Genomic DNA, 26317 nt, shown 5'->3' on the forward strand with positions numbered 1-26317 from the left:
AGCGCCGGGCCGCGGCCCGCACGCCCGTTCCGAGTGGCTGGGTGCCGCGGTACGGCACCGGCGAACCGGGCCCGATCGGGTGATCGGGGCTGCTGCGCGGACTCCCGCGCAGAGGCGGCGCAAGCCGACAGCCAGCATGCTGAGAGTCCTGCTCCTGATCACCCGGAGGGTGTCATGTACGACAGTTCTGGGCGGCAAGTGCGGAACGGAGCGCAGAGACCGGTCGCGCTCATCACCGGTGCCTCCTCGGGCATCGGCACTGCCGTCGCCGAACAGCTCGCCTCGGAGGGCAGCTGGCGCCTGCTGCTGAACGGGCGGGACGAGGAGCGGCTCTCGGACGTCGCAGTCCGTACCCGTGGAACCGCACTGGCCGCCGACATCACCGACCCCCAGGCCCGTGCCCGGCTGGCCCGTGAGGCGCTGGCGCACGGAGGCCGCGTCGACGCGCTCGTCGCCGGGGCGGGCATCGGCTGGGCCGGTCCCTTCGCGAAGATGCCCGTCGAGTCGATCGACCGGCTGCTCGAGATCAATCTCACCGCCGTGGTGCATCTGGTGCGCCTCGTGCTGCCCGGCATGATCGCCCGGCGCAGGGGCCGCGTGGTGCTGATCGGCTCGGTGGCCGGCTCGGTGGGGGTGCGTGACGAGGCGGTCTACGCGGCCACGAAGGGCGGACTGATCGCTTTCGCCGACAGCCTGCGCTACGAGCTGGCCGGCTCGGGCGTGCGGGTCTCGGTCGTGATGCCGGGCGCCGTGGACACCCCTTTCTTCAGCCGTCGCGGCGTTCCCTACGGACGGTCCCGGCCCCGCCCGGTGCCTGCCGGGCAGGTCGCAGCCGTCGTACGCAGGGCGCTGGTCTCCGGGCGCGCCGATACGTATGTGCCGGGCTGGCTGAGCATGCCCGCCCGCCTTCACGGGCTCGCCCCCGGCCTCTTCCGCAGCCTCGCCCAGCGCTTCGGCTAGGAGTCAATACGACGTGTTGCTGCTGATCGTCTCTGTCGTGCTGGCGCTGATGGCAGCGCTCGCCAACGCCGCTGCGTCGGTGCTTCAGCGGCGTGCCGCTGCGACGGAGAAGGCGGCTTCCACCGGCAGGAGGTTCTCCTGGCTCACCCATCTCCTGCACCGCCCGGTGTGGATGTGGGGGTCGGCGATGCTCGGGGTCTCGGGCATCTGCCAGGCCGGTGCCCTTGCGGCGGGGCCCCTCGCCGTCGTCCAGCCCGTGATGGCCACGGAGCTGCTCTTCACCCTGGTGGTGGGCAGCGTCTTCTTCCGCCGGCGTCCGGACACCCGGGCATGGTGGGCGTTCCTGGCGATGGTCGTCGGGCTGGCGGTCTTCCTCGTCCTCGTCCATCCGACCGCGGGCACGACCCGCGTCCCGGTGGGCAAATGGCTGGCGGCCGGAGCGGGACTGCTCGCCGTCGTGATCGCGCTGCTGGTGATCGCGGCCCGTCTGCCGTCGGCGCCGCGCGCCACGGTGCTCGGGGCGGCCACAGCCATCGGATTCTCCGGAACAGCGGCATTGATGAAGGACGCCATCGCACGCCTGTCCGACGGACTGGTCGCGCTGCTGACGGCATGGCAGACGTACGGCGTCGCCGTACTCGGCCTGATCAGCTTCCTGCTGCTCCAGGTGACGTTGCGGGCCGGGACCCTGGTGGCCTCCCAGCCGGCTCTCACTCTGGGGGACTCGCTGACGAGCGTCGTGCTGGGTGCGGTGCTCTTCGACGAGAAGCTGACCCTCGGGTGGTTCGTCGTGCCGGAACTCGTCGCCCTCGCCCTGGTCGGCGCGGGGAGCGTGCAGCTGGCCCGTACGCCCGAGGTCTCGGGAAAGGAACAGGAGGAGGTGTGGTGAAGGCACCCGCTCACCGCCGCACACGCACCGCCGCAGACGGGGGCCGCGCGGGTACGGCTGTCATCGGCGGTGCCTGGGCGGCGGCTGCCGCCCTGGCCACGGCCGCCTGGCATCTGGGTCCCGCGGCGACCTGGCTGCCCGGCCTGCGCCGCGTGATCAGCCCCGCGCTGGACGGCCGCGGCGACCCGGGCCACGTGGCCCTCACCTTCGACGACGGACCCGACCCGCGCACCACCCCCCACTTCCTGCGGGAGCTGGACCTGCTCGGCGCACGGGCCACGTTCTTCGTCCTCGGCAGCCAGCTCGAGCGGTATCCGGAGCTGGGCCGGCGCATCGTCGCTGGAGGGCACGAGCTGGCCGTGCACGGCTGGCAGCACGAGAAGTTCTGGCACCCGAGACCCCTCGCCGACCGGCGTGACCTGGCCCACACGATCAGGGCCGTGGAGCGTACGGCCGGACGGCGCCCGCGCTGGTACCGGCCGCCGTACGGTGTGCTCACCGCGACCCGCCTGAGCGCCGCGCGGAAGCTCGGGCTCCAGCCGGTGCTGTGGACGGCCTGGGGCCGCGACTGGACCTCGCGGGCTGACGCCGAGAGCGTGCTGTACGAGCTGGACCGGCGACTGTGCGGCGGAGCGACCGTCCTGCTGCACGACACCGACCGCTCCAGCGTCCCGGGTGCCTGGCACTCGGCACTGGACGCGCTGCCGCGCCTGGTGATGCGGTGCCGTGCCGCCGGGCTGAGCGTAGGTCCGCTGGCCGAACACGGCGTGCGGGGCGGCCGGAACGTACCGGCGGGCTCGTCCTGAGCGCCCGGACCTGCTCCGGCCCGCCCCGCAGACTCAGCAGATGCGCGGCAGCTGTTCCCCGACGGGAAGGTCCACGACCCGTGTGCCGCCCAGCCCGGTGCGGGCGACGACCATGCCGGGGTGCGCCTCGACGCACTCGCCGATCACCGCCGACTCGGCCCCCAGAGGGTGCTCACGCATCGCGGCCAGCACCGCGTCGGCGTACCGACGGGGAACGAAGGCGACGAGCTTGCCCTCGTTGGCGACGTACATGGGGTCCAGGCCGAGCATCGCGCACGCGTTGGCCACGGGGGCCGGCACCGGTACGGCGTGCTCCTGGATGACGACACCGACCGTCGCGGCGACCGCGATCTCGTTCAGTGCCGCCGCCAGGCCGCCCCTCGTCGGGTCGCGCAGCACGTGGAGGTCCGGTGTGACGCTCAGCATCGCCTCGACGAGGCCGCCCAGCGCGGCGCAGTCGCTCTCCACCTCCACGCCGAACTCAAGCCCGTCCCGCACGCTCATGACCGCCACCCCGTGCACGCCGATCGCGCCGCTGACGATGACGACGTCGCCCGGTTCCGCGCGCTGGGGCCGGATGTCGACACCGTCGGGGATGAGCCCGATCCCCGCGGTGTTGAGGTAGATGCCGTCTCCGCGCCCCGCCTCCACCACCTTGGTGTCACCGGTGGCGATCTCCACCCCGGCGCTTCGGGCGGCGGCACCGAGAGCCTCGGCGACGCGTGAGACCAGCGGCACCTCGACGCCCTCCTCCAGGATGAAGCCGCAGGAGAGGTACGCCGCGCGTGCGCCGCTCATGGCGAGGTCGTTGACCGTCCCGTTGACGGCGAGGTCGCCGATGCTGCCGCCGGGGAAGAACAGCGGCCGTACGACGAAGGAGTCGGTGGAGAAGGCGAGACGTGCGCCGCCGAGTGTGAACGCCGCGGAGTCGGCGAGCCCGGCGAGCAGGTCACCGCCGAAGGCCGGGGCGAAGATGTGCTGAACGAGCTCGGAGGAAAGCGCTCCGCCGCCTCCGTGCCCCATGACGACCCGCGGCTGGTCGCGCAGCGGAGCGGGGCAGGTCGCCCCCGTGAAGTCCGGCGCTGCCGGTCTCGGTCCGGCGAGGTCGGTGATCTCAGACAACGGGGCTCCCCTCCAGCGGTGCGGTCGCGGACGTGCTGATCACGTTCCCGGTGGTGCCGGTGCCTCTGGCGCCGGCTCCGCCCGGGATCACCGCTCCGCCGGTGGTGCCGAGCCTGCGGTAGAGGTAGTACGCGGCGCACGCGCCCTCGCTGGAGACCATCGTCGCGCCGAGGGGCGTACGGGGAGTGCACACCGTCCCGAACGCCTCGCACTCGTGCGGCTTGATCAGGCCCTGCAGGACCTCGCCGCTGCGGCACTCGACGGGCTCCCGCGTGTCGATCCCGGTGACGGAGAAACGGTGCTCGGCATCGAACTTCCGGTAGCGCTCGGAGAGTCGCCACCCGCTGCCGGGGATGACCCCGATCCCGCGCCAGGCCCTGTCGGTGACCTCGAAGATGTCGGCGAGCATGGCCTTCGCGGCGGGGTTCCCCTCCGGAGGCACGACGCGCGCGTAGGCGTTGTCGACGGTGTGCTCACCGCGCTCCAGCTGCCGCACCGTGCGCCGCACGCCCTCCAGCACGTCCAGCGGCTCGAATCCCGTCACCACGATCGGCACCCCGAACCGCTCGGCCAGCGGCGGGTATTCGCCGAGGCCCATCACGCTGCACACATGGCCCGCGGCGAGGAAGCCCTGGACCCGGCAGGACTCGGACTGCATGATCGCCTCGATCGCGGGAGGCACGCGCACGTGGCTGACGAGCAGGCTGAAGTTCTCGATGCCCAGCTTCTGCGCCTGGTGCACGGTCATGGCGTTCGGCGGCGCCGTCGTCTCGAACCCGATGCCGAAGAAGACGACTTGGCGTTCCGGGTGCTGCTGGGCGATACGCAGGGCGTCCAGCGGCGAGTAGACGACGCGGACGTCCCCGCCCTCGCTGCGCACCTGGAAGAGGTCGCGGCCGGTGCCGGGTACCCGCAGCATGTCGCCGTAGCTGCAGAAGATCACGTCCTTGCGGGATGCGATCTCCAGGGCCTTGTCGATGACCTCCAGCGGCGTGACGCACACCGGGCAGCCGGGCCCGTGGATCAACTCGATCCCATCGGGGAGCAGTTGGTCGATGCCGTGCCGGATGATGGAGTGCGTCTGACCGCCGCACACCTCCATCAGGGCCCAGGGCCGCGTGACGATCGCCTGGATGTCGTCCAGCAGTCTGCGCGCAAGCTCCGGGTCCTGGAACTCGTCGATGTACTTCACTTCGTCGCCTCCCGTGCAGCCAGCTCCCACGGGTCGCCGAACTCCTCTTCCAGCAACCCGAGTTCTTCGAACAGCGCGAGCGTCTGCCGCGCCGAGTCCTCGTCCAGCCGCTGCAGCGCGAAGCCGACATGGACGATGGTGTACTCACCGACCTGCAGGTCGGGCAGGTATTCGCAGCACACCTCCTTGGCCACCCCGCCGAAGTCGACGGTGGCCATGCGGGTGCCGTCCCGCTCCTCGATGTCCAGCACTTTTCCCGGTACCGCCAGGCACATGGTCTGCTCCTCGCTCTGCGTCGTCTCAGGGGGTGGCCGTCGCGTGGCCGCGGTCCGGCTCGCTCTCACCGCGCTGCTCCGGTCCCGGGCGTCGGCCGGCGGCCGTCCGGTCCGGACCGTCCGGCAGGTCCTGCCTCGCCGCGATCATCAGCTGGCCCAGCGCCAGGCCCCCGTCGTTGGGCGGGACGAGGCGGTGCCGCAGCACGGTGAACCCGTCGTTGCCGAGCGCACGGGCGCAGGCGGCGGAGAGCAGGGAGTTGGCGAACACGCCGCCGCTGAGCGCGACCGTCTCCAGCCCGTGCCGCTCGCGTGCGGCGCCGCAGACCTGCCGCACGAGTTCCGCCACCGCGCGGTGGAACCGCGCGGCGATCAACTCGGCGGGCACACCGTCCTGTACGTCTGCGCTGATCCTCGCCAGCATCGGCGCCGGGTCACCGGCCAGGGCGCCCTCCGCGGTGGCGCGCAGGGCGAACTCGTAGCCGGCAACGTCCTGTTCGTCGTGACAGCCGGCTGCGGCCGCTTCGAGCTCCATGGCGGCCTGTGCCTCGTACCCGGCGTGGTGGCACACCCCGGACAGCGAGGAGACCGCGTCGAAGAGACGCCCCATGCTGGTGGTCGGCACACAGCCCACACCCCGCTCCAACTGGACGGAGAGCGCCCTGCGTTCGGGCTCGGGGCAGACCGCCGTGCACGGCAGAGCAGGGGACCACGCGATGCCCGCCGCATGCAGATGAGCGAGCGCCATCCGGTACGGACGCCGCACGGCGGCATCGCCCCCGGGCAGCTTGACCGGGCTGAGGTGCGCGAAGCGCCGGTAGCCGTCGTAGTCCGCGAGCAGGAACTCTCCGCCCCACACGGCACCGTCGTCGCCGTAGCCCGTCCCGTCGAAGGCGACGCCGATCACCGCTGCGCGGCCGTCCAGTCCGTGTTCGGCCATGACCGAGGCGATGTGTGCGTGGTGGTGCTGGACGCGCCGCAGCGGCCTCTTCCCCGCGTTGCGCAGGGCCCATCCCACCGAGCGGTATCCGGGGTGCCGGTCCGCGGCGAGAAGCCGGGGCCGTACTCCGGTGATCTGCTCCATCTGCCGTTCGGCCTTCCCGAACGCGGTGAGCGTGGCCAGGTCGTCCATGTCGCCGATGTGCGCGGAGAGCCAGGCGTGGTGGCCCTCGCCCACGCAGAAGGTGTTCTTCAGGTCGCCGCCCAGGGCCAGCGCGGCGGTGACGGGCCGCGGCAGATTCACGGGGAAGGGCGCGTAGCCGCGTGAGCGCCGTACGGGCAGCTGCTCCCCGTTCGCGACCCGTACGACCGAGTCGTCGCACGGCACATGGATGGGCCGGTCGTGCAGCAGCCACGCGTCGGCGAGGGGCGCGAGCCGGGAGAGCGCTTCGTCGTCGTCGGTGACGATGGGCTCACCGCCGAGGTTGCCGCTCGTCATCACCAGCAGCCGCGGCCCGGGCGGGTCACCGGGCAGCCCGAACAGCAGGTGGTGCAGCGGCGTGTACGGCAGCATGACGCCCAAGTCGGCGCTGTGCGGCGCCACTTCGGCTGCCACTGCCAGCTCGGGCGCTCTCAGCTCGACACCCGTACGCCTGCGCAGCAGCACGATGGGGCGCCGGCCCCCCGTCAGCAGATCACGTGCCACGGCGTCGAGATGTACGAGGCGCCCCACGTCGTCGATGTCCCGGCACATCAGCGCGAAGGGCTTGTCGCCGCGTGCCTTGCGCTGCCGAAGCAGGCGGACGGCCGCCCCGTTCGAGGCGTCGCACCCCAGGTGGTACCCGCCCAGCCCCTTCACCGCGACGACGGCCCCGGCGGCGAGCAACTGCCGTGCTGCGGCGACAGGTTCGGCATGGCCCGGACCTGAGTCCGCAGCGGCGCCGGACACCCGCAGCCGCAGCCGCGGACCGCAGTCGTGGCAGGAGAGCGGCTGTGCGTGGAAGCGGCGGTCGCCCGGGTCGCCGTACTCCTTCTCGCAGCAGGGGCACATCGGGAAGCGGGCCATCGTCGTGTGCTCACGGTCGTACGGGAGCCCCGTCACGATGGTGAAACGCGGGCCGCAGTGCGTACATGTGATGAAGGGATGCCGGTACCGCCGGTCGGCCGGATCGCGAAGTTCAGCCAGGCAGTCCGCGCAGGTCGCCGTGTCGGGGGCGACGAGGGTACGTGCCGTGGCGCTGCCCGTGCGGGAGGCGGCGATCGTAAATCCGCTGGTCCCGGCTGCCGGAACCGGCTCGTGGGTCACCGACTGGACCACTGCCAGAGGTGGGGCGTCGGAGCCGACACGTCCGCAGAAGGCGGCGAGCGCCCCGGGGTTCCCCTCGACCTCGGCGACGACACCGTCGCCGGTGTTGGAGACGTGTCCCGAGAGACCCAGCTCACCGGCGAGCGCGTAGACGAACGGCCGGAATCCGACACCCTGCACGACCCCGCGCACAGTGACCCGGCGGCGCTGCGCCTCGGCGGTGACGACGGCCGTGCTCTGCTGCCCGCTCACGGGTGGCTGCGGACAGGCACGTCGGACATGTGAGCCTGCACGGGCGCGCCGCCGGGCGAACGCACGCCGGTGTGCGAGTGCACGCTCCCGTGGGAGAGCGGGGCCGAGGGCGCATGCGTGTGCGTGTGACCGTCCTCCGCCGCCGCGCCGGCACGTGCCATCACCGGCCGGTGCACCTCGGCCCCCTCCGCGACGGCCTCGGCACGCTCCAGCAGCAGGCCGACCCCCTGGTTGCGCCGTGCCGAGGTGAGAAGCACCTCGACGCCGGGGTTCACCTGCCGCACGTTGGCGCGGAACTCCTCCTCGTCGAAGCCGACGGCCTCGGCGATGTCGTCCTTCGTCACGACGACCAGCTGCGCCAGCCCGAACGCGGTCGGGTACTTCAGCGGCTTGTCCTCTCCCTCGGTGACGGAGGCCAGCACCACCCTCAGCGACTCCCCCAGGTCGTAGGAGGCCGGACAGACCAGGTTGCCGACGTTCTCCACGAACAGCAGCCGGACGCCGTCGGGCAGCCAGCCCTCCAGGTGCCCCCGGAGCATGTCGGCCTCCAGATGGCACAGCCCGTCGGTGAGCACCTGCTTGACCGGAACGCCCGCACGGGAGAGACGCTGCGCGTCGTGCTCGGTGGCGAGATCGGCCGTCAGCGCCGCCACCGGCACCCCACGGGCCGCTGCGAGGGTCAGCTCGGCCTCCAGCAGGGCCGTCTTGCCGCTGCCGGGGCTGGAGAGGAGGTTGACCACGACGGTCCCGCGTGCGGCCAGTTCCTCTCTCAGTGTCCCCGCGCGCTCGTCGTTCTTGGCGAGCACCGCCTGCTGCAGGTCGACGACACGGCACATGTTCTCTCAGCTCTCCTCGATGGCCTGTACTGATGCGGGACGGGCGTCGGCGCGGGGCTCGTCCCCGGCCCGGCGGACGCCGGTGATCTGCAGCTCGCGTCCCGACACCAGCTCGGCGGTGCCGCCCTCGCACTGCGGACAGCACAGCTGCGGCGGCATGCCCGTGGCCCACTGCGCGCCGCAGGGCAGGCACCGGGCGCGGCCGGGTACGTGGTCGATGAGCAGTTCGGCACCGTCCAGGGCGGTTCCCGTGCAGGCGAGCGAGAAGCAGAAGTGCAGCGAATCGGGTACCACACCGGCCAGTTCGCCCAGCTGCAGTCGTACGGCGGAGACGGTGCAGGAGCCCTCGTTGCCGGTTGCTTCCGTGACCTGCTCCACCATCGCCACGGCGATGGACATCTCATGCATCCGGGGTCCCTCCGCTCGCGGTTCATTACAGAGCGGGCCCCTCCGGGCGCTTCCCTGACACGCCGCCCCCGGGAGCAAGGTGGTCCGTTCGGCTCACCCGCCCCGGCGCGGTGCCGTTGTGACGTATGAGGCTATATGTCAGATTTATCGGCAATGCTCTGACAGCTGTCTGCGCCGGTCGGCGACCGGCCGTGGAAGGGACCGTTCGCATGGACGACGAGGCGTCAGCAAAGGGATTCGACGAGATCCATATCCTGTGGACCTCGGAAGGCATGAGCTGCGACGGCGACACGGTCTCGGTGACGGCGGCGTCGCTGCCCAGCCTCGAGGACGTGCTGCTGGGGTCCGTCCCGGGCCTTCCGAAGGTGCACCTGCACAACAAGGTGCTGGCCTACGAGACCGGAGAGGACTTCGTCGAGGCCTTCCGCAAGGGGGCCCGCGGCGAGCTCGGGCCCTTCATCCTCGTCGTCGAGGGTTCCATCCCCAACGAGAACATCAACGGCGACGGCTACTGGACGTCCATGGGCAACGACCCGGACACGGGCGAGCCGATCACTCTCAACACCTGGATCGACCGCCTCGCCCCGCACGCCTGGGCGGTCGTCGCCATCGGCACGTGCGCGACCTACGGCGGCATCCACGCCATGGCGGGCAACCCGACCGGCTGCATGGGCCTGGCCGACTATCTCGGCTGGGACTACCGCTCCGCCGGAGGCATGCCGATCGTCAACGTGCCCGGCTGCCCCGTCCAGCCCGACAACTTCACCGAGACGCTGCTGTGGGTGCTGCACCAGGCCGCCGGGCTCGCACCGACCATCCCTCTCGACGAGAACCTGCGGCCCACGTGGCTGTTCGGCAAGACGGTGCACGAGGGCTGCGACCGGGGCTCCTACTACGAGCAGGGCGACTTCGCCAAGGACTACAACTCCCCCAAGTGTCTTGTGAAGGTCGGCTGTTGGGGCCCGGTCGTCAATTGCAACGTCACGAAGCGCGGCTGGATGGACGGCATCGGGGGCTGCCCCAACGTGGGCGGCATCTGCATCGGCTGCACGATGCCCGGCTTCCCCGACAAGTTCATGCCGTTCATGGACGAGCCTCCCGGCGGCACGCTCTCGTCCTCGCTGATGAGCCTCTACGGGCCCTTCATCCGCAGCATGCGCTCGATCACCAACCGGTCCGCCAACCGCGAACCGAAGTGGCGGCACAACGAACCCGCCCTGACCTCCGGCTACCAGCGCCGCTGGACCGGCCGCAACTGACACGAAGCTGACTGCGAGAGGAACGACCAGTGGCGACCGCTCAGGACACTGCCAAGGCGTCCGGCCCGGACCAGCGCGAGCTGACCGAAGTGGCCTTCGACCCGATCACCCGGATCATCGGCAACCTCGGCATCTACACGAAGATCAACTTTCCCGGCCGTGAAGTCGTGGAGTGCCGCAGCACCTCGTCCATCTTCCGCGGCTACAGCGTCTTCATGAAGGGCAAGGACCCGCGGGACTCGCACTTCATCACCAGCCGTATCTGCGGCATCTGCGGCGACAACCACGCCACTTGCTCCGTCTACGCCCAGAACATGGCGTACGGGGTGAAGCCGCCGCCGCTGGCCGACTGGATCATCAACCTCGGCGAGGCGGCCGAGTTCATGTTCGACCACACGATCTTCCAGGACAACATGGTCTTCGTCGACTACTGCGAGCGGATGGTCGGGGAGACCAACCCCGAAGTGCTGGAGCGTGCCGAACGCACTCCGGCGCCCCGCGGCGAGCAGCACGGGCACCGCACGATCGCCGACATCATGCGGTCCTTCAACCCGTTCGAGGGCGAGACGTACAAGCAGGCGCTGGTGATGAGCCGGCTGACCCGCGAGATGTGCTGCCTGATGGAGGGACGTCACGTCCATCCGTCGACGCTCTACCCGGGTGGCGTGGGCACCGTCGCGACCCCGCAGCTCTTCACCGACTACCTCGTACGGCTGATGCGCTGCATGGACTTCGTCAAACGCGCGGTCGCCATGAACGACGACGTCTTCGACTTCTTCTACGAGGCCCTCCCCGGCTACGAGGAGGTCGGCCGGCGGCGCACCATGCTCGGATGCTGGGGCTGCTTCCAGGACCCCGACGTCGTCGACTACGACTACCGGACGATGAACACGTGGGGGAACTCCATGTTCGTCACCCCCGGCATCATCGTCGACAACGAGCTGGTCACCACCGACCTCGTCGACATCAACCTCGGCATGCGGATCCTGCTGGGCAGCAGCTACTACGAGGACTGGGCGAGCGAGGAGACCTACGTGGAGAGGGACCCGCTCGGCAATCCGGTCGACAAGCGCCACCCGTGGAACCAGACGACGCTGCCCGCCCCGCAGAAGCGCGACCTCGACGGCGGCAACTACAGCTGGGTCGTCAGCCCCCGCTGGTACGACAAGCGCACGGGCGACCACCTCGCCCTCGACACGGGCGGCGGCCCCATCGCCCGGCTGTGGTCGACGGCGCTGGCCGGCAAGGTCAGCACTCCCTACGTACGTTCGACCGGGCGCAGCGTGCAGATCGACCTGCCGAAGACCCCCTCGACGCCCGAGACGCATCTGGAGTGGACTCCGCCGCCCTTCCCCAACACCCTGGAGCGCAACCGCGCCCGCATGTACTTCGTCGCCTACGCCGCCGGTATGGCCATGTACTTCGTGGAGCGGGCCCTGGCGGAGGTACGGGCAGGGCACACCAAGGTCTTCGAGGACTTCAAGGTCCCCGAGGAGGCCATCGGCGTCGGCTTCCACGAGGCGGTGCGCGGCGTCCTCTCCCACCACCTCGTGATCCGCGACCGCAAGATCGCCAACTACCACCCGTACCCGCCGACCCCGTGGAACGCCAGCCCGCGTGACCACTACGGGACGCCCGGCCCCTACGAGGACGCCGTGCAGGGGATGCCGATCTTCGAGGAGAACAGCCCCGAGAACTTCAAGGGCATCGACATCATGCGCACAGTGCGCAGCTTCGACCCCTGCCTCCCGTGCGGCGTGCACATGTACCTCGGCGGGGGCCGCACGGTGCGCGAGCACCACTCCCCCACTTTCGGCGCGCTGGCGTAAGGGCGGCGCCGCGATGGTCTGGGAAGAGCGCGAAGCACGTGAACACGTGGTCCGTACCGAGAAGTTGCTGTCCGGCCTCGGCGGGATCGCCGACGCCGGCGCCCGCGAGCAGGCGCTGGACGCGCTGCACGCCCTGGCGGAGCTGTACGGCGAGTGCCTCGCCAGGGTGATGCACTGCGCGGACGAGGAGACGGCCGGTGCTGTCGCGGCCGACGAGCTGGTGGGCCATCTGCTTCTGGTGCACGACCTGCACCCCGACCCGGTCGGGGAACGCGTGCAACGGGCGCTCGACGGTCTCCCGGGAGTGACACTGCTGGGCGTGGAGGAGCCGGTGGTCCGTGTCTCTCTGCGTCCGCAAGGCTGCGGCGCCCCCTCGGAGGAGCAGCTGGAGAGTGCCGTACGGGACGCAGTGGCCTGGGCCGCACCCGAGATCGAGCGGGTGGAGACGGAGAAGGCGGCACCGGAGACGCAGACCCTGATTCCGGTGGACTCGCTGTTCCGCGGGCCGCCGCAGCCTGCCGGAAACCGGTGAGCAGGGTGGACGGGGTGGACGGGGTGAGCAGGGTGGACGGGGTGAGCAGGGTGGACGGGGTGGACGGGGTGGACGGGGTGAGCCGGGAGGCTTCGTTCGCTCCGGAGGACGCCGCAGGCAGCGGCGGTCCCGGCGGCCTGCGGGAGCTGCTGCGCAGACCGCGAGCCGGATCCCGGCCGACGCCCGAGCGGTGCGACCTGTGCTCCGAGGCGCTGCCGGAGGCACACCGCCACATGCTGGACGTGGCTCGGAACGCGGTGCTGTGCACGTGCCGGGCCTGCTCGCTGCTCTTCGACCAGAGCGCGGCAGGCGGGAGGCACTACCGGCTGCTGCCGGAGCGGCGGACCGAGCTGAGCGGCCTGCGCATCGACGACGCACTGTGGGCGGCCCTCGGGGTGCCCGTCGGTCTCGCGTTCTTCGTCCGCGACGGAGCCGCCGGAGAGGTGGGCGTCGGCTATCCCAGCCCGCTGGGCGCCACGCGGGCCACCGTCGATCCGCAGGTCTGGGAGCAGGTGCTGCAGGGGTACCCGGGTCCCGTGGATCTCGCGGACGACGTGGAGGCACTGCTGGTGCACCGGTCCGGCACGGCCCAGGAGCACTGGATCGTCCCGCTGGACGACTGCTACCGGCTCGTCGCGCTGGTCCGCACCCACTGGCGGGGGCTGTCGGGCGGTTCCGAGGTGTGGGACCGCATCGGCGCCTTCTTCGCCGGACTGTCCGAGAAGGACTGAACACGTACAACCGAGGAGTTGGCATGGGCGACATCGCGATCGGCAAACCGGACGTTCGACTCGACAAGAGCGCGCACACACCGGGCGTACGGCAGGGCAACCACGAGGGCGGCTTCAAGCACCAGCCCGGCCACCTGCCCGACGACACCTCCACGGCACGCCGGTCCACGGGCATCAGCCCGAAGCACATGGACCCGATCATGCCCGGCATGCCCCGGCTCTCCCCCGCGTGAAGGCGACTGCTGCGGCCTCCGCCCCGGGCGGCGCTGCCGGGGTGTGCGAAGAGGGCCCCGACCTGGACTTCGCCGTCACCTCGGCACACCCGATGCCGGGCCAGGCCCTGCCGACAGTGGCGTTCCGGCTCGCCGTCACCCGCACCGGCGGCGGGCCCGTACGCTCGCTCAGTCTCACCACGACGGTGCGGATCGCCGTGGCGCGGCGCCGGTACGAGCACGCGGACCTGCTGACCATGGCCCGGCTGTTCGGGCAGCCCGAGCAGTGGGCGACCAGCATGCAGCCGCTCACCTGGGCCAGGGTCACGACCGTCGTGCCGCCTTTCCACACGCGGACAGAGACCGATCTGCCGGTCCCCTGCACGAGGGACACAGAGCTGGCGGTCACCTCCTACTTCCACTGCGTACGCGACGGGGAGGTACCGCTGGACTTCCTCTTCAACGGAACGGTCTTCTACGAGGGCCCGGAGGGCAGGCTGCGCACCGCCCAGATCTCCTGGACGAAGGAGGCCGGCTACCGGCTGCCCGCCGGCCTGTGGCACGAGACCCTGGGCCGCTACGGATCCGGCACCAGCTGGGTCCCGCTCTCCTCCGACGCCCACGACGCACTCGTCGCACACCGTGACCGGCACGCACTGGCGGGCTGGGAGGAGACGGTCAGAGATCTGCTCGCCCGCGCGGAGACGACCGACCGGGCCGGGCACAGAGCGGTACGGGGAGCCACGTGGACGCCGTAGAGAAGATCGCCCGCACCTGCCTCTACGAGGGATACCTGCTCTGGCCCTACCGCAGGGCCGCGCTGAAGAACGCACAGCGCTGGACGTTCGGCGGTGTCTACCCCCGGGGCTGCGCAGACGTGCTCGGCGAGCCCGCACGGATGCGCACCCAGGTGCTGCTGGAGGCCGGCCCGGCGGCGAGGCTGACCGTGCATCTGCGGTTTCTGCAGGTCGTCGACCGTCAGGTGTTCAGGCACGGGCGCTCCGGTCCCGTCCCCGTGGACGAGCTGCGCGTCGCGGGAGAGAGGCACCTCACCTGGCAGGAGGCGACCGAGCGGCGCTGGGTGTGCCCCCCGTGGTCGCCCCGCCGCGGTCCCCGCACGTCCAGCGTCGACATCGCGGCGGGCACGGACCGCGAGGCGCTGCGTGCCGAGTCGGGCAGCGTCGCGGGCACGCTGGTACGGGGGTGGAAGCGGCTCACCGGAAAGGTGCGGCTGGAGACGGAGGCAGTCACCGACAAGGTGCTGCGGGTGACCGTCGACGTCGAGAACACCTCACCCTGCCCGGTCCCCTCCGCCGGTGCGCGGGGCGCAAGGGACGCAGCGGCTCCGTACGCCTTCGTCTCCACGCACACCGTGCTGCACACCGACACCGGCGCGTTCGTCTCGCTGATCGACCCTCCCGACGAGCTGCGTGAGACCGCCGCGGCATGCCGCAACGAGGGCGCCTGGCCCGTGCTCGTCTCCGACGACCCGGATGCGGCGAAGAACAGTCCGCACCGTGCACGCGATGTGCTCTCCTCGCCGATCACGCTGTACGACTATCCGGCAGTGGCCCCCGAGAGCCCGGGAGACATGTTCGACGGGGGCGAGATCGATCAGCTCCTCATCCTCGGCATTCTCAGCCTCACGCCGGAGGAACAGGAGGAGGCCCGCGCCACCGATCCCCGTGCGCGGGAGATCCTGGACCGCTGCGCCGCCCTCGGCCCCGGCGAACTGGCCGCGCTGCACGGCACCATCCGCGGCTTCCGCCCCGTCCTGGAGGAGAGATGAACGAGGTACGCAACCGCACGGTGCTCGCCGGTGGCGTGGAGGTGGGCCGCGGCAGCCGGGTCCGGCTGCGGCCCGGCCGGCCGTCCGACATCTTCGACCTCGAACTGAGCGGCCGTACCGCCGAGGTCGAGGCGGTGGAGGAGGACCTGGAGGGGCGGGTCCACCTCGTCGTCACGCTGGAGGGGGACGACGGGCGGGACTTCCGCACCGGCCTCGGGCACCGGTTCTTCTTCTCGCCGGAGGAGGTCGAGCCGGTCGCGGGAGGGCGCGCGGGGCCGCGGATCCTCATCGCGGGGATCGGCAACGTCTTCCTCGCCGACGACGCCTTCGGACCCGAGGTCGTCGCGGCGATGCGCGGCCGGGAGGTACCGGCCGGGGTGCACGTGGCCGACTTCGGCATCCGCGGCATGGACCTCGCCTACCGGCTGCAGGACGGGTACGACGTGGCCGTCCTGGTCGACGCGGCCCCACGGGGAGGCACCCCGGGGACGCTCTACGTCATCGAGGCCGAAGACCCGACCGACGCGGGCGCGGAGGCCGGGCAGCCCGGCGCCGCTCGGCAGCAGGGTCTGCCGGAGGCGCACGGCATGGACCCTGTCCAGGTCCTCGCGCTGGCCGGGCAGCTCGGCGGCGAGAGGCTGCCGCGTGTCGTCGTCCTGGGATGTGAACCCGCTGTGCGGATGCGCGGCGACGAGCCCGATGTCGTCGTCGGGCTGAGCGAACAGGTGAGAGAGGCGGTCGGTGAGGCGGTCGTGCTGCTGGAGGAGCTCACCGGCGAGCTGCTGCGCGACCCGAGTGGTGATCTGAGCAGGCGGACAGTGAGGAGTTGAGGGCATGAAGCGAGGGATCTTCGTTCCGGCGTCGGCCGTACGCATCGTCGTGGGCGCCGTGACCGTGGCGGTCGTCGCGATGGCTGCGGCCAGCGCACCGGACGCAGTGCGCTACTTCAAGATGAAGACCATGTAGCGCGACGCGGGCCCGCGAAGGGGCCGGACGCAGAGAGCACGAAGCGCGGTGCCACGTCGGTTTCTCCACGGGCACCGCGCTTCGTGCTGTACGGCGGGCGCACGGCCGCGCGTCAGGTCCGTGCGTGGGAGTGCACGGTGAACAGGCCGCCCTCGGGATCGAAGAGGCGAGCTGTCCGTCCGAAGGGGTTGTCGTCGGGGCTCATCGCGACGGCGCCGCCGGCCGAGACGGCGGTCTTGGCCGCCTCGTCGACATCGTGGACGTAGAAGGACACATGCCAGCGGGGGCGGATGTGCGGGTCCGGGGCCGACTCCACGGCTCCGCCGCGGATCGTGGCGACGGCACGCCCGTCGACGCGTACGACCACCGCCTCGTACTGGTAGTCGACCTCGCAGCGTCCGGTCTCCGACGCCCAGTCGAAGACCTCGGCGTAGAAGATGGCCGCCGCGAAGGCGTCGCGTGTGCGCAGTTCCAGCCGTGCGGGCGGGGCGATCCGGGCGGCGTCCCAGGCGGACAGCACCAGACCCTCCCAGAAGCCGAACGTGGCACCGGCGAGATCGGCGGCCAGCGCGGTGCGTCCCTCCCCCATGCGGATGGGGCCGACCGCGACGGTCGCACTCCGCTCACGCACCCGCGCGGACGCGGTGTCCGCGTCGGGCACGGAGAAGAAGGGCGTCCACTGGACTGCCACCCCCATCGTGCGGGCGATGGCCCCCATCCCGGCGACGGGGACGTCGCCCGAGTAGGCCACGCTGAAGTTCTCACCGAGACTTCCCGGCCGGAAGGACCAGCCGAGCACCTCGGCGTAGAAGCGCTGTGCGGACTCCATGTCGGCCGTCGCCAGGCTCACCCAGCACGGCGCACCGTGCACGGGAGCGACTCCGGAGCGCACTCCCGGCCTCCTCGCTTCGCTCGCGTAGCCGATCAGCGTCCGAGCGCTTTCTCGAGTTGCCGCTTGTTCATCGAGGAGCGTCCCTCGATGCCGCGCTGCTTCGCCTCGTTGTAGAGCTGCTCGCGGGTCGGGCCGCTCTTGGGGGGCATGCGGTTCCCGGAGCGCTTTCCTCCGCGTTCCGCCGCGGACTTCCCCCTCAGGGACGTACGGCTCTTCCGGTCGGCCTCGCCGGTGCGCGCCCGTTCCTTGTTGACGGTGCGGGAGGCTATCTCCTTGGCCCGGCCGGTGGAGGCACCGCGCTTCTCGGCGCCCTCCTTGATGTGCTCGTACTGCCTCTCGCGCTTGGGGTTCGATCCTGCAGGCATGACTCCTCCTGTTCCGTTCCGGAAATCAGCTCCCGATTACCCCTCCAGCCCGTTTGCTAACAACCCCGTGCGAAACGGCACACACATCCGCAATCGGACCCGGCGAAAAGGTTGAACGTGCGACAAGTGCCGGGAACCCTCAGGGCTTACGGGCCACGGCTCCGTAGCAGGCGGCCTCCGCGTCGGTGACCTGGGAGAGGTCGTGCTCGGCGTCGGGACGCCAGCGGTGGGTGACGGTGACCCCGGGATCCAGCAGCTCCCAGCCGTCGAAGAAGCGGGTGAACTCCTCGCGACTGCGGGCCTGGACGGGCGAACCGGCGGCCTTGTAGGTGCGTACCGTGCTCGCGATGGCGTCGGGGTCGAAGTCGGGCGTCACGTGGCTGATCGTGAGGGTGCTGCCGGAGGGCAGGACGTCCTTGAAGTACTCGACGATCTCGTGCGCGGCGCGCTCGCCGGGAATGAAGTGGAGGAGCGCGATGAGGCTGAGCGCGACGGGGCGGTTCAGATCGAGGGTCTCCGTCAGCTCCGGGGACTTCATCAGCGCTTCGGGATCCCGGGCGTCCCCCTGCGAGTAGGCGGTGCGTCCCTCGGGACGGCTGCGGAGCAGTGCCTGGGCGTGGGTGAGCACGATGGGGTCGTTGTCGGTGTAGACGACTCGCGCCTCCGGTACGACCTGCTGGGCAACCTCGTGCAGGTTCGGCGAGGTGGGTATGCCGGTGCCCACGTCCAGGAACTGACGCATGCCCAACTGCGCGAGGTGGCGTACGGACCGGTGCATGAACTGGCGGTTCGCCCGCGCGGCGACCAGGACGGCCGGGAAGACGGCCATCGCGCGGCCCGCCTGTTCCCGGTCGGCGGGGAAGTTCGTGGTGCCTCCGAGGAAGTAGTCGTACATCCGCGCCGAATGGGCCCGGTCCAGCTCCAGGTCCACAGCGCCTTCGTCAGCGGCCACGGGGCCCGCCTCTCTCGTCTCACCGAACGGATGGGGCCGTCATGGTGCGTCATTCCGGCCGGCTTGCCCACTCCGGGCCCCTGGGAAGGGGGAAGTCAGGCCACGCCGGGGCATGGTGAAGCAGCGAGGGCGCAGGGGTGGCGGGGTAGCCACGCATTCACCCTGTGTAGTATTTTCCCGGACCTCCACCGGACTGCTGAGGGAGCGTCAGCGAGGCCGGCAGTCCGATATACAACTTCTGCCGCGAGAGGGCTCCTTCATGGGCGCCGAGGACGACCGACCCCGAGGCCTGACCGAGGCGGACGCCCAGTCCTACGACGTCCGTCGCCGGCTGCTGCTCTCCTTCGACGCGTTCGACACCGCGCACCACCGGCTGTGGCTGCGCTACGCGCACACGCAGGTCGGCAGCCGGGAGGCCGCGCAGAGCGTCGTCGAGGACGCCTGCCGGCACCTGCTGGAGCACTGGGAACACGCCCTGCGCCAGGAGTCGCTCCCCGGCTACGCGTGGACCGTGCTCAAGGAACACGTCGCAAAATGGCTGGCCGAGCACCGGCATCGGCCCCGGCTGGCCGAGACGGCCGCCTTCCACGCGGCGTTCCGCAAGGCGCTGCTCTTCGAATTACGTGACGAATTCGCCGTGCTGGAAGGCGAGATGGGACTCTACGCCGCCATCGCCAGGCTTCCGGAGCGGCAGTACGACGCCGTCGTGCTGCGGTACGTACTGGGGTGCACCGAGGAAGAGGTCGCCGACTATCTCGGTTTCGAGACCGCGACGGTGCGCTCCCACATACGCTATGCGAAACGGAAACTCGCCCGGGAACTGCGTACCCCTCCCGGGCCCGGGACGGGGAACGGTTGATGCGGGGGCGGCACGAACACCGCACCATCGACGCGCTGTTGAACGAAGCGGAAGTCCTCGCCGAGGACTACGACGAGCGCGACGTGACGGCCATCTGGGACCGGGTGCTGGTCGATCCGACGCTCTCGCCTGTCTCTTCGGCGCCGCGCGGCTCCACGGGTTCCGGGTCGTCCCCGCGTGCCGGGACCGGCGACGCCGCCGTGAACCCCTCGACCGCCCGCGCGCCGCAGTACTCGACCGACTGCGAACAGGCAGCCCACGACCTTGACTTGGCGGTCTCCCTGGTGCTCAACGCACCCGAGGCGGCGGCGAGTCTTTCGCGCTTCGTCGACGACGAGGAGTGCGCGGCGCCGGAGGGCGCTCTGGTCTTCGGCTGCCTGCTGCACCTCGCCCGGTACCGCGAAGCCGCCCAGTTCTGGTGGCAGTTCGCGGCCGGCGGCGGATCCCGTACGGCCGCCTTCTGCCTGTGTCTGCTCCACCGCCGCCACGGCGAGTTCCGCGACGCGACCTACTGGCGTGCGCAGTCGGAGCGGCTGGCGCGGCACCAGCGGCCCGCCGGCCCGCCGCGCCCGCCCCGCACTCCACAGCCCCTGCTTCCCGACGGTGTTCTGCACGGACTGCTCAGTGAATGTCACGGGGGCGGTCATCCGCGGCTGCCGCATGCGCTGGAGAGCGTCATCCACCGTCTTCCGGTGGCGGACGACGACGAGGACTTCGGCGAAATCCCCCAGCCGGCACGGGATCTGGCCCGTCGTCTGACGGCGTCCCGACCGCAGCCCTGACCGCCCCCTGGGCTTCCCCTCACCCTCTGACCGACACCGGCGGACTCGCCGCGGCGGCCGGGGCCGCCCCTCGCCGGACAGGGACGGAGAGCCGATGGGGCTGTGCTTACAGCCGCCCGCCGGTCAGCCGGGTGAACGGGCCGGCCTGCCGCTTCGCCGAGTAACGCCCGGCGGCGAAGGAGGCGGCGACCGCCGTGACGGCTCCGGTCCCGATGCCGGCCACGATGCCGCGGCGGTTCTTGACGACCGTCCAGGTCGCGGACGCAGCCGTGGCGGCGGTGCTGGAAACGGACGCCAGCTTCTTGCGCCCCAGTTCGGCACCGTGGCCGGCGACACTGCCGACGCGCTTGGTGGCCGCGCCGACGCTGCGGCCGCCGCCCTCCACGGCCTCGCCCACGGAGTGGGTGGCCGCGCCGGTCTTTTCGGCGGCCTTGCTGATCCCGCGTCCCGCCTTGTCGCCTGCCTCGGCGGGCTTCTTGGTGGCGTTCGCGGCCTTTCCTGCGGTACGTGTGCTCTTGCCGTTGTCAGTCATGGCCAACGGGTTGCCGAGAGTGGCGCGTTTGAAACGTCCTGTACTGCGGTGGCTGCTGTGGCCGTTCCCCGGACGGGACGGGACCACGCCGCACGTCAGCCCTCGTCACGCGGCAGCAGCGAACCCAGCGGCCCCAGATCGAGGTTGAGGTCCGCCATGGTCAGGCCGTAGCGCTCGCACAGTTCCGTCATGCGCTCCTGGAGGATCATCAGCGTCATGCCGATGCGCTCCTCCTGGTCCTCGGTCAGGTCTCCCTGGTCGACCCGGTTCAGCGCGGTGCGTTCCATGAGCTGACGCAGCAGCTCCACGATCGTCAGGACGAGTTTCATCAGGTCCCGCTCCACAGTGTCGGGATCCGTCCTCAGCCGCTGGGCCAGCTTCCCCTCCCCCCGGGGCCCGGCCTCGTCCGGACCCGGGGGGAGCAGGTCGAAAGCGCGGGCCGCCGAGCGCGCGACGTCGTCCAGCCTGCTCCCGGACGAGAGCGCCTCGGGGAGCTGCTCCGGGGGCCGCGCGTCCTGCTGCTGTTCAGCCTCGTCCGTCATGGCTGCTGCTCCTCTCCCGCACGCCGCAGACCGTCCTCCGGACGCCGGGCGGCCCGTCGGACGTCACCACGGCGCCGGGTCGTCCGGTGTGACCGAGTGGATGACCGCGCGCAGGTTGACGCGTACGAGGTCGACGTCGGCGATGGACAGCACGAGATCGCCGGTCAGGACGGCCCCGCCGGTCAGCAGCCGGTCGAGCAGGTCGATGAGAGCGACCTGCCGGCCGGCGAGGGACTCCTCCTCGGCGAAGCCGTTCGAGGCCGAACGTGCCCCGGCCTCCACGGCGTCGGCGAAATCCTTGCCGGGCAGCTCAGGTTCCATCGTCGTCCGGCTCCCGGAATCCGCCCGGCCGCTGCGGAGCGGAGGGCGGAGTGGCGAAGGAGTACGGCGCCCAGGGGCCCGTCAGCTCCACCCGTACACCCGGTACGTCCTCGGCGAGGCCGCCGACCGCCGTACGGAAGTCCTCGCTGCGCCCGGCGGGAACGAGGTAGGCGTCGTTGACGATGTTCTCGCCCGGCCCGGAGGCCAGTTCGCCCTGCTGGGGCCGGTGGGACACCTTCGCGGTCGCGATGCCGTCGGCCAGTACGGTGACCTGTTCGGCGACCGCTCCGGCAGCGCGATGGGTGTCACGGTGAGTGTTGCGCTGCTTCCTGCGCTGCTGCAGATAGGCCCGCCCGGGGCTGCTCTCCGAGGGGGAGGCCGGACCGGGGGCTGCCCCGGCCGGAGCGCCGGACGTCTCCGCGGGCGTCGCCGCCGAGGCCCCACGGGGATCGGCGTACACCTTGACGCCCCATTCCACCTGCCCCTCCAGGCGGCCCAGGAGAGCGTCGAACTCGTCCTTGCGCTCGGCCAGCATGGCCTCGACGCGTCCGTCGTCGAGATAGACCGTGGCCAGCCGCATGGGCAGCACGGTCGTGTGCGCGCAGGCGGCGGCGACCACGGCGTGGTGCGCACGGGCGAGCGCCTCCAGCCGCTCCATGTCCTCCAGCTGGGCCTTGAGCCCCTCCTCGTCGTACAGTCCCGCCGGAACGCTGCTGACCAGCGCGCCCAGCCCGGCTGCGTACACCGGCCGGACCTCGGCATCCGCCGGTCCGGTCAGGCCCTGTGCCGCCGCCCGGAGCGGTGCGTCCGCGCGGCCGACCGCGAAGACGTAGCAGACCTGGGTGGCACTCTGCTCCTGCTGTGCGCCGGGGCCTGGCACCGCCATCAATTCCGTCCTCCACGCTTGCGGTCGTCGCCGGATGCTGCCGCCTTGCCGCCGGACTTCCCGGCGCTCGTCCCGTCCCCGGAGCGCTCTTCGGCGGCGGGCAACTCGGACTGTGCGCGCAGCCGTTCGATCTCCTTGCGCAGGCGCTCGTTCTCCTCGGCCAGCTCGCCCTGTCCGTCCGGCTCGCCGGAGACCACGGCGTTGTTCTGCCGCCGGAGCTCGCGTGCCCCCGAGGAGAGCGACGGGTCGCTCTCCCACCAGTCGATCCCCATTTCCTTCGCCTTGTCCACGGAGACGACCAGCAGACGCAGCTTGATGGTGAGCAGCTCGATGTCGAGCAGATTGATCTGGATGTCGCCCGCGATGACGACACCCTTGTCGAGCACACGTTCAAGGATGTCCGCCAGGTTGGCGGAGGTGCCTTGCTGCCCGTACGGGACGGCCCTGGTGGAGGACGGTCCCATCTGTCCGGCCAGTGAATCGGACACGGGGCATCAGCCCTGCCTGCTGGGAAACGGTGGCCTCCGTACCGGCGTGCCGGGCCCGGCCCCGAGAGGGTCAGCGGCCCGCGGCGGCGGTACGACGATCGTCATCTTCTTCCTCCTCGGCTGCTTCCGCGTCATCGGCCTCGAAGCCGTCGTACTCGGCTTCGGGGTCCTCCTCCGCTTCTACCTCGTCGTCTTCGTCGTAGTCGTACTCGTGCTCGGCCTCGTACTCGTCGTCGGCCTCGTCGTACTCGTCGGACTCTTCGAGGTCCCCGGCATCCCCGGCATCCTCGTCGGACTCGTACTCGTCGTCGGCCTCGCCGTGCTCCTCTGCCTCTTCCGCCTCGACGGCCTCGTCGTGGCCGAAGACGACCTCGCCGTCCCGGATCTCACCGCGCCAGCCGTCCGTCGCCTCACCGCGCATCATGATGAACTTGCGGTACAGCTTCAGGTCCAGCCGGGCACGGCGGCCCTGGGCCCGCCAGATGTTGCCGGTCTTCTCGAAGAGCCCCCCGGGGAAGTACTCCAGGACCAGCAGCACCCGGGTCAGATCGCCGGTGATGCGGTGGAAGGTCACCACACCCTTGACGGTGCCCTTGGCGCCTTCGGTGGCCCACGCGATGCGCTCGTCCGGGATCTGCTCGGTGACGTGCGCCCTCCAGCTCCGCGTGGACTTGGCGACCTTCACCTTCCAGTTGCTGCTGACGTCGTCGGCCTTCTCCACGCTCACGACGCCCTTGGCGAAGGTGCTGAACTCCTGGAACCGGGTCCACTGGTCGTATGCCTCGCGGACAGGCACGCCCACGTCGATGTCCTCGACGATCGTCACGCTCCTGGACTTGCCGCCGCCGCTCTTGCGTCCCTTGCCGAACAATCCCCTGACCTTGTCCTTGAGCAGCTCCTTCACGTGCGACGAGCCCACCGCCATCGCGGCCTGCGCCGGGGACTTCCCCTCGCCGAGGGCCTTTCCGCCCTTCGCCAGGCTCCCCGCCAGCCGGCCGCCCGGAGGGCCCTGGCGCGGGTCGGCGAGCTTGTTGACGCTGTCGCCGAGTTTCGTGCCGAGATCGGTGACTGCCTGGAACGCACGCGCTTGGAGATACGCCTGAAGCTCTTCCTTCAGACGGTCGGTCGCCGGGTTCTTCGCCACCTCGTCCTTGAGTCCGCTCAGGGTGGAGTCAGCCATTGCGTCCTCCCCGGCCGGTGGCCTTGCGCGCCCCGGAGGCGGCCCGCTCACGTGCACTCCCGCCCGCACGGCCGCCGGAGGCGGGCTTCGCCGCCTTGCCCGCGGTGCTCTTCGCACTCCGGCTCCCCGCAGCGGACTTGGCCGTCTTCGCGGCCCCGGCGGGCTTCCGGGCCGAGGCCGGCGCCTTGCGGCGCGGACGCGGCCGCGGCCGCTCCTGCGGCTCGTCGTCCTCCGGCACGTCCCCGGCCTCGTCCCCGGCGTCGTCCGCGCGCTCGTCCCCGGGCAGGTCCTCGTCGTACCTGTCGTCCTCGTCGTCCCCGCCGTCTCCGCCGTCCTCGGCCTCGGACCTGCGGCGGCGCCCGGACGGGTCGTTGATGTCCAGGGTCCGCTCGTGCAGGGAGTCGGCGAGGCTGTTGGCGCGCCTGGTCACCGCCGAAGTCAGGGCGGACTTCGTACCGTTCATCAGGTCCTTGCGAACCTGGTCGCTCAATCCGCCGATGACCGGCGAGTCCGCCGCCATCTTCGCCAACTGCTGCGGATTCAGGCTGAGTTTCCTGCCGGCCAGGAACATTCCCAGGCCGACGGCCAGCTTGGCCTTCTTCGTGCGCCCGAGCAGGTATCCGCCTACCAGGGCCATGCCTATCCTGCCGTTGTCGTTCATCTCTCGGTCACCTCGGTCTCCCCGTACGCGCGGGGAATCGTCTGTGGCTGTTCATGAGCACCCCCGCATCTGACGCTGGTACGCCTGACGCCACTCGAGTTCGTCCAGCAGTTCGTCCTCGCGCCGGTCGAACTCTTCCTCCGCGATCCGGCCGTCGAGCAACTCCTGTTCCAGCTCGGCGAGTTGCCGGAGTACGGGCTCTGGGTCGTAGTACTGCTGCTCCGCAGTGAGAACGACCTGGTCCATGACCCATACCGCTCCCCGCACAGGGGCGAGCGGCAGGGTCAGGAGCTGGGTGATGAGGCCCATTGCCAGGCTCTCCGATCACGTCTTCTCAGACGAAGCTGTACGGGGGCAGCGGTCCGTAGAGGCTGAGGCTGTACGCCTCGCCACGCCGCCGCGACTCCTCGTCCACGGCCTGGGAGAAGGCAGCTGCCTCGTCGCGCCGCACCAGGAACGAGGCGTTCAGGAAGTGCTGCTGAGTCGGCTCGGCGACGCTGTACCGCTGGGCGCCGCCTGCCAGCCGCTCCACCAGATCCTTGCCGTCCGCTTCGTGGCGGGCCTGGACCTCGTTGCTGACCAGCTCACCCAGGCGCATCTTCTCGTCCTGGGCCTCGGGGTGCTCCCTGGTGAACTCCCGGAGACGGCTGATCTCTTCGGACTCGGTGATGATCTCGCGCAGCAGGTCGTCCTCTTCCCGCGCCGCCTTGAGGTTGTACTCCAGGCAGCCGTCGAGCTCCGAGAGCCGCTGGGTGTACCCCTCCTCGTTCTCCTCCAGCACGGAAGTGACGGAGGCGTCGTCGGGACCGACCAGGCCGAAGCGCATCGGCAGTGTCGCTCCGTCTGCCATCAGCGTCTCCAGGACGGCCTGATGCGCGGCAAGATCACGGCGCTTGGCCCGCAGGTCCTCCGGCGCGTCGCTGACCACAGCGCTGAGGGCCTTGGTCCTGACGGTCCGCAGCCGCCCTGCCGGGTCTCCGACTCCCGTCAGGCCGTCGAGCTTCTGCGGGTGGCCGGCTGCCGTGATGGCGTAGATGTAGGTCGACACGTTCAGTCCTCCTTACGGCGGGCGGTACGGCGGCCGGCAGAGCTGGACGACGCCTTCCGCGGCTCCCGCTCGTCCTCCTCACCGTCGCGGCCCCGCTGGAGGGATTCGCTGAACGCCTCGACGGCGCCGGTCAGCGCGCCCTTGGACTTGCCCCTGGCGCCGCTCTCCATCGATTCGCCCACGATGTCGGTGAGCTGGGTCGGAGCCTTGCGGCCGGCCTCGAGGTCCAGCCTGTTGCACGCCTCGGCGAAACGCAGGTAGGTGTCGACGCTCGCGACGACGACCCGGACGTCGATCTTGAGCAGTTCGATGCCGACGAGGGAAACGCGGACGAACGCATCGATCACGAGACCGCGGTCCAGGATGAGTTCGAGGATGTCGTAGAGGTTCCCTCCACCGGCACCGGCGCTCGGCTGGGAATTCGTCTGCGGTACTACAGTCACGCTCTTTCTCCCTTTCGGATTGGTGCGCGCAGCGGATGCACCGGTGACCGGAGAACACGGATCACC

The 26317-nt window shown here is 70.8% G+C and carries 33 protein-coding genes; 14 read left to right on the plus strand and 19 right to left on the minus strand.

Features of this window, described 5'->3' with window-relative positions; translation table 11 throughout:
- Positions 1-174 precede the first annotated feature (174 nt).
- The 3 genes from ACFPA8_RS22530 (at position 175) to ACFPA8_RS22540 (ending at position 2655) form a co-directional block, all read left to right on the plus strand.
- On the plus strand, positions 175-960 hold the full coding sequence (locus ACFPA8_RS22530; RefSeq protein WP_386451245.1) for an SDR family NAD(P)-dependent oxidoreductase: 786 nt from the start codon (positions 175-177) through the stop codon (positions 958-960).
- A 19-nt stretch (positions 961-979) separates the two neighbouring features.
- Positions 980-1849 carry a DMT family transporter gene (locus tag ACFPA8_RS22535; protein WP_386451502.1) on the plus strand — a complete coding sequence of 290 codons (870 nt, stop codon included), beginning with the start codon at positions 980-982 and terminating at the stop codon, positions 1847-1849.
- 62 nt (positions 1850-1911) lie between these two features.
- Positions 1912-2655: a polysaccharide deacetylase family protein gene (locus tag ACFPA8_RS22540; RefSeq protein ID WP_386451504.1), complete on the plus strand. Its 744-nt coding sequence runs from the start codon at positions 1912-1914 to the stop codon at positions 2653-2655.
- Between the two features lie 33 nt (positions 2656-2688).
- Here ACFPA8_RS22540 and hypE read toward each other — a convergent pair whose 3' ends face one another.
- From hypE to ACFPA8_RS22570, 6 genes are read right to left on the minus strand one after another with little or no spacing between them, the layout of a single operon-like run.
- Positions 2689-3777, minus strand: coding sequence for a hydrogenase expression/formation protein HypE (gene hypE, locus ACFPA8_RS22545; RefSeq protein ID WP_386451246.1), 1089 nt, complete (start codon positions 3775-3777; stop codon positions 2689-2691).
- Entirely contained in the window at positions 3770-4969 is a 1200-nt protein-coding gene (hypD, locus tag ACFPA8_RS22550) for a hydrogenase formation protein HypD (protein ID WP_386451506.1), read from the minus strand. The genes hypE and hypD overlap by 8 nt, the downstream gene beginning before the upstream one ends.
- Complete coding sequence (locus ACFPA8_RS22555) at positions 4966-5244, minus strand: HypC/HybG/HupF family hydrogenase formation chaperone (RefSeq protein WP_386451247.1); 279 nt, start codon at positions 5242-5244, stop codon at positions 4966-4968. The genes hypD and ACFPA8_RS22555 overlap by 4 nt, the downstream gene beginning before the upstream one ends.
- 25 nt (positions 5245-5269) lie before the next feature.
- Positions 5270-7738, minus strand: a complete 2469-nt coding sequence (hypF, locus tag ACFPA8_RS22560) for a carbamoyltransferase HypF (RefSeq protein ID WP_386451248.1) — start codon at positions 7736-7738, stop codon at positions 5270-5272.
- Positions 7735-8574, minus strand: a complete 840-nt coding sequence (gene hypB / locus ACFPA8_RS22565; RefSeq protein WP_386451249.1) for a hydrogenase nickel incorporation protein HypB — start codon at positions 8572-8574, stop codon at positions 7735-7737. Before hypB ends, hypF begins: the two co-directional genes overlap by 4 nt.
- A gap of 6 nt (positions 8575-8580) precedes the next feature.
- Complete coding sequence (locus tag ACFPA8_RS22570; protein ID WP_386451250.1) at positions 8581-8982, minus strand: hydrogenase maturation nickel metallochaperone HypA/HybF; 402 nt, start codon at positions 8980-8982, stop codon at positions 8581-8583.
- A 209-nt stretch (positions 8983-9191) separates the two neighbouring features.
- Here ACFPA8_RS22570 and ACFPA8_RS22575 point away from each other — a divergent pair, with 209 nt between their 5' ends.
- The 9 genes from ACFPA8_RS22575 to ACFPA8_RS22615 all read left to right on the plus strand — a co-directional run bounded on the left by ACFPA8_RS22575 (position 9192) and on the right by ACFPA8_RS22615 (position 16300).
- Positions 9192-10241: an NADH-quinone oxidoreductase subunit B family protein gene (locus ACFPA8_RS22575; RefSeq protein ID WP_386451251.1), complete on the plus strand. Its 1050-nt coding sequence runs from the start codon at positions 9192-9194 to the stop codon at positions 10239-10241.
- 89 nt (positions 10242-10330) lie between these two features.
- Positions 10331-12070: a nickel-dependent hydrogenase large subunit gene (locus ACFPA8_RS22580; RefSeq protein WP_386451508.1), complete on the plus strand. Its 1740-nt coding sequence runs from the start codon at positions 10331-10333 to the stop codon at positions 12068-12070.
- Between the two features lie 13 nt (positions 12071-12083).
- Complete coding sequence (locus ACFPA8_RS22585) at positions 12084-12602, plus strand: NifU family protein (RefSeq protein ID WP_386451252.1); 519 nt, start codon at positions 12084-12086, stop codon at positions 12600-12602.
- A gap of 23 nt (positions 12603-12625) precedes the next feature.
- On the plus strand, positions 12626-13333 hold the full coding sequence (locus tag ACFPA8_RS22590) for a DUF5947 family protein (protein WP_386451253.1): 708 nt from the start codon (positions 12626-12628) through the stop codon (positions 13331-13333).
- A gap of 23 nt (positions 13334-13356) precedes the next feature.
- On the plus strand, positions 13357-13566 hold the full coding sequence (locus ACFPA8_RS22595) for a hypothetical protein (RefSeq protein WP_386451254.1): 210 nt from the start codon (positions 13357-13359) through the stop codon (positions 13564-13566).
- The gene (locus ACFPA8_RS22600) at positions 13563-14303 is read left to right on the plus strand and encodes a DUF6084 family protein (RefSeq protein ID WP_386451255.1); all 741 of its coding nucleotides are present in this window, start codon (positions 13563-13565) and stop codon (positions 14301-14303) included. The genes ACFPA8_RS22595 and ACFPA8_RS22600 overlap by 4 nt, the downstream gene beginning before the upstream one ends.
- Positions 14291-15334, plus strand: coding sequence for a hypothetical protein (locus ACFPA8_RS22605; RefSeq protein WP_386451256.1), 1044 nt, complete (start codon positions 14291-14293; stop codon positions 15332-15334). The genes ACFPA8_RS22600 and ACFPA8_RS22605 overlap by 13 nt, the downstream gene beginning before the upstream one ends.
- Positions 15331-16164: a hydrogenase maturation protease gene (locus ACFPA8_RS22610; RefSeq protein WP_386451257.1), complete on the plus strand. Its 834-nt coding sequence runs from the start codon at positions 15331-15333 to the stop codon at positions 16162-16164. The genes ACFPA8_RS22605 and ACFPA8_RS22610 overlap by 4 nt, the downstream gene beginning before the upstream one ends.
- A 4-nt stretch (positions 16165-16168) precedes the next feature.
- Complete coding sequence (locus ACFPA8_RS22615) at positions 16169-16300, plus strand: DUF6893 family small protein (RefSeq protein ID WP_386451258.1); 132 nt, start codon at positions 16169-16171, stop codon at positions 16298-16300.
- A 112-nt stretch (positions 16301-16412) separates the two neighbouring features.
- Here the strand turns inward: ACFPA8_RS22615 and ACFPA8_RS22620 are convergent, their stop codons facing one another.
- The 3 genes from ACFPA8_RS22620 to ACFPA8_RS22630 form a co-directional block, all read right to left on the minus strand.
- On the minus strand, positions 16413-17129 hold the full coding sequence (locus tag ACFPA8_RS22620) for a VOC family protein (protein ID WP_386451510.1): 717 nt from the start codon (positions 17127-17129) through the stop codon (positions 16413-16415).
- A 95-nt stretch (positions 17130-17224) separates the two neighbouring features.
- Positions 17225-17557, minus strand: a complete 333-nt coding sequence (locus ACFPA8_RS22625) for a plasmid stabilization protein (RefSeq protein ID WP_386451259.1) — start codon at positions 17555-17557, stop codon at positions 17225-17227.
- 139 nt (positions 17558-17696) lie between these two features.
- Positions 17697-18509 (minus strand): SAM-dependent methyltransferase, encoded by an 813-nt coding sequence (locus ACFPA8_RS22630; protein WP_386451260.1) that lies wholly within the window; start codon positions 18507-18509, stop codon positions 17697-17699.
- A gap of 259 nt (positions 18510-18768) precedes the next feature.
- Here ACFPA8_RS22630 and ACFPA8_RS22635 point away from each other — a divergent pair, with 259 nt between their 5' ends.
- Both ACFPA8_RS22635 and ACFPA8_RS22640 read left to right on the plus strand, forming a co-directional pair.
- Positions 18769-19368, plus strand: a complete 600-nt coding sequence (locus ACFPA8_RS22635) for an RNA polymerase sigma factor (RefSeq protein ID WP_386451261.1) — start codon at positions 18769-18771, stop codon at positions 19366-19368.
- On the plus strand, positions 19368-20150 hold the full coding sequence (locus ACFPA8_RS22640; RefSeq protein ID WP_386451262.1) for a hypothetical protein: 783 nt from the start codon (positions 19368-19370) through the stop codon (positions 20148-20150). Before ACFPA8_RS22635 ends, ACFPA8_RS22640 begins: the two co-directional genes overlap by 1 nt.
- A gap of 106 nt (positions 20151-20256) precedes the next feature.
- Here the strand turns inward: ACFPA8_RS22640 and ACFPA8_RS22645 are convergent, their stop codons facing one another.
- From ACFPA8_RS22645 to ACFPA8_RS22690, 10 genes are all read right to left on the minus strand, one after another.
- Positions 20257-20682 (minus strand): hypothetical protein, encoded by a 426-nt coding sequence (locus ACFPA8_RS22645; RefSeq protein ID WP_386451263.1) that lies wholly within the window; start codon positions 20680-20682, stop codon positions 20257-20259.
- Positions 20683-20777: 95 nt separating this feature from the next.
- A complete protein-coding gene (locus tag ACFPA8_RS22650; protein ID WP_386451264.1) occupies positions 20778-21224 on the minus strand; it encodes a gas vesicle protein K in 447 nt (148 codons plus the stop codon).
- Between the two features lie 63 nt (positions 21225-21287).
- Positions 21288-21545: a gas vesicle protein gene (locus ACFPA8_RS22655; RefSeq protein WP_386451265.1), complete on the minus strand. Its 258-nt coding sequence runs from the start codon at positions 21543-21545 to the stop codon at positions 21288-21290.
- On the minus strand, positions 21535-22431 hold the full coding sequence (locus ACFPA8_RS22660; RefSeq protein WP_386451266.1) for a GvpL/GvpF family gas vesicle protein: 897 nt from the start codon (positions 22429-22431) through the stop codon (positions 21535-21537). Before ACFPA8_RS22660 ends, ACFPA8_RS22655 begins: the two co-directional genes overlap by 11 nt.
- Positions 22431-22919 (minus strand): gas vesicle protein GvpJ, encoded by a 489-nt coding sequence (gene gvpJ / locus ACFPA8_RS22665; RefSeq protein ID WP_386451267.1) that lies wholly within the window; start codon positions 22917-22919, stop codon positions 22431-22433. The genes ACFPA8_RS22660 and gvpJ overlap by 1 nt, the downstream gene beginning before the upstream one ends.
- A 70-nt stretch (positions 22920-22989) precedes the next feature.
- A complete protein-coding gene (locus ACFPA8_RS22670) occupies positions 22990-24099 on the minus strand; it encodes an SRPBCC family protein (RefSeq protein WP_386451268.1) in 1110 nt (369 codons plus the stop codon).
- The gene (locus ACFPA8_RS22675; protein WP_386451269.1) at positions 24092-24760 is read right to left on the minus strand and encodes a hypothetical protein; all 669 of its coding nucleotides are present in this window, start codon (positions 24758-24760) and stop codon (positions 24092-24094) included. The genes ACFPA8_RS22670 and ACFPA8_RS22675 overlap by 8 nt, the downstream gene beginning before the upstream one ends.
- Before the next feature lie 51 nt (positions 24761-24811).
- Positions 24812-25069: a gas vesicle protein GvpG gene (locus tag ACFPA8_RS22680; RefSeq protein ID WP_386451270.1), complete on the minus strand. Its 258-nt coding sequence runs from the start codon at positions 25067-25069 to the stop codon at positions 24812-24814.
- Positions 25070-25094: 25 nt separating this feature from the next.
- Positions 25095-25808, minus strand: a complete 714-nt coding sequence (locus ACFPA8_RS22685) for a GvpL/GvpF family gas vesicle protein (RefSeq protein WP_386451271.1) — start codon at positions 25806-25808, stop codon at positions 25095-25097.
- 2 nt (positions 25809-25810) lie between these two features.
- A complete protein-coding gene (locus tag ACFPA8_RS22690) occupies positions 25811-26251 on the minus strand; it encodes a gas vesicle structural protein GvpA (protein WP_386451272.1) in 441 nt (146 codons plus the stop codon).
- Between the last annotated feature and the right edge of the window lie 66 nt (positions 26252-26317).

Source organism: Streptomyces ovatisporus (assembly GCF_042653885.1).
GTDB classification, from domain to species: domain Bacteria; phylum Actinomycetota; class Actinomycetes; order Streptomycetales; family Streptomycetaceae; genus Streptomyces; species Streptomyces ovatisporus.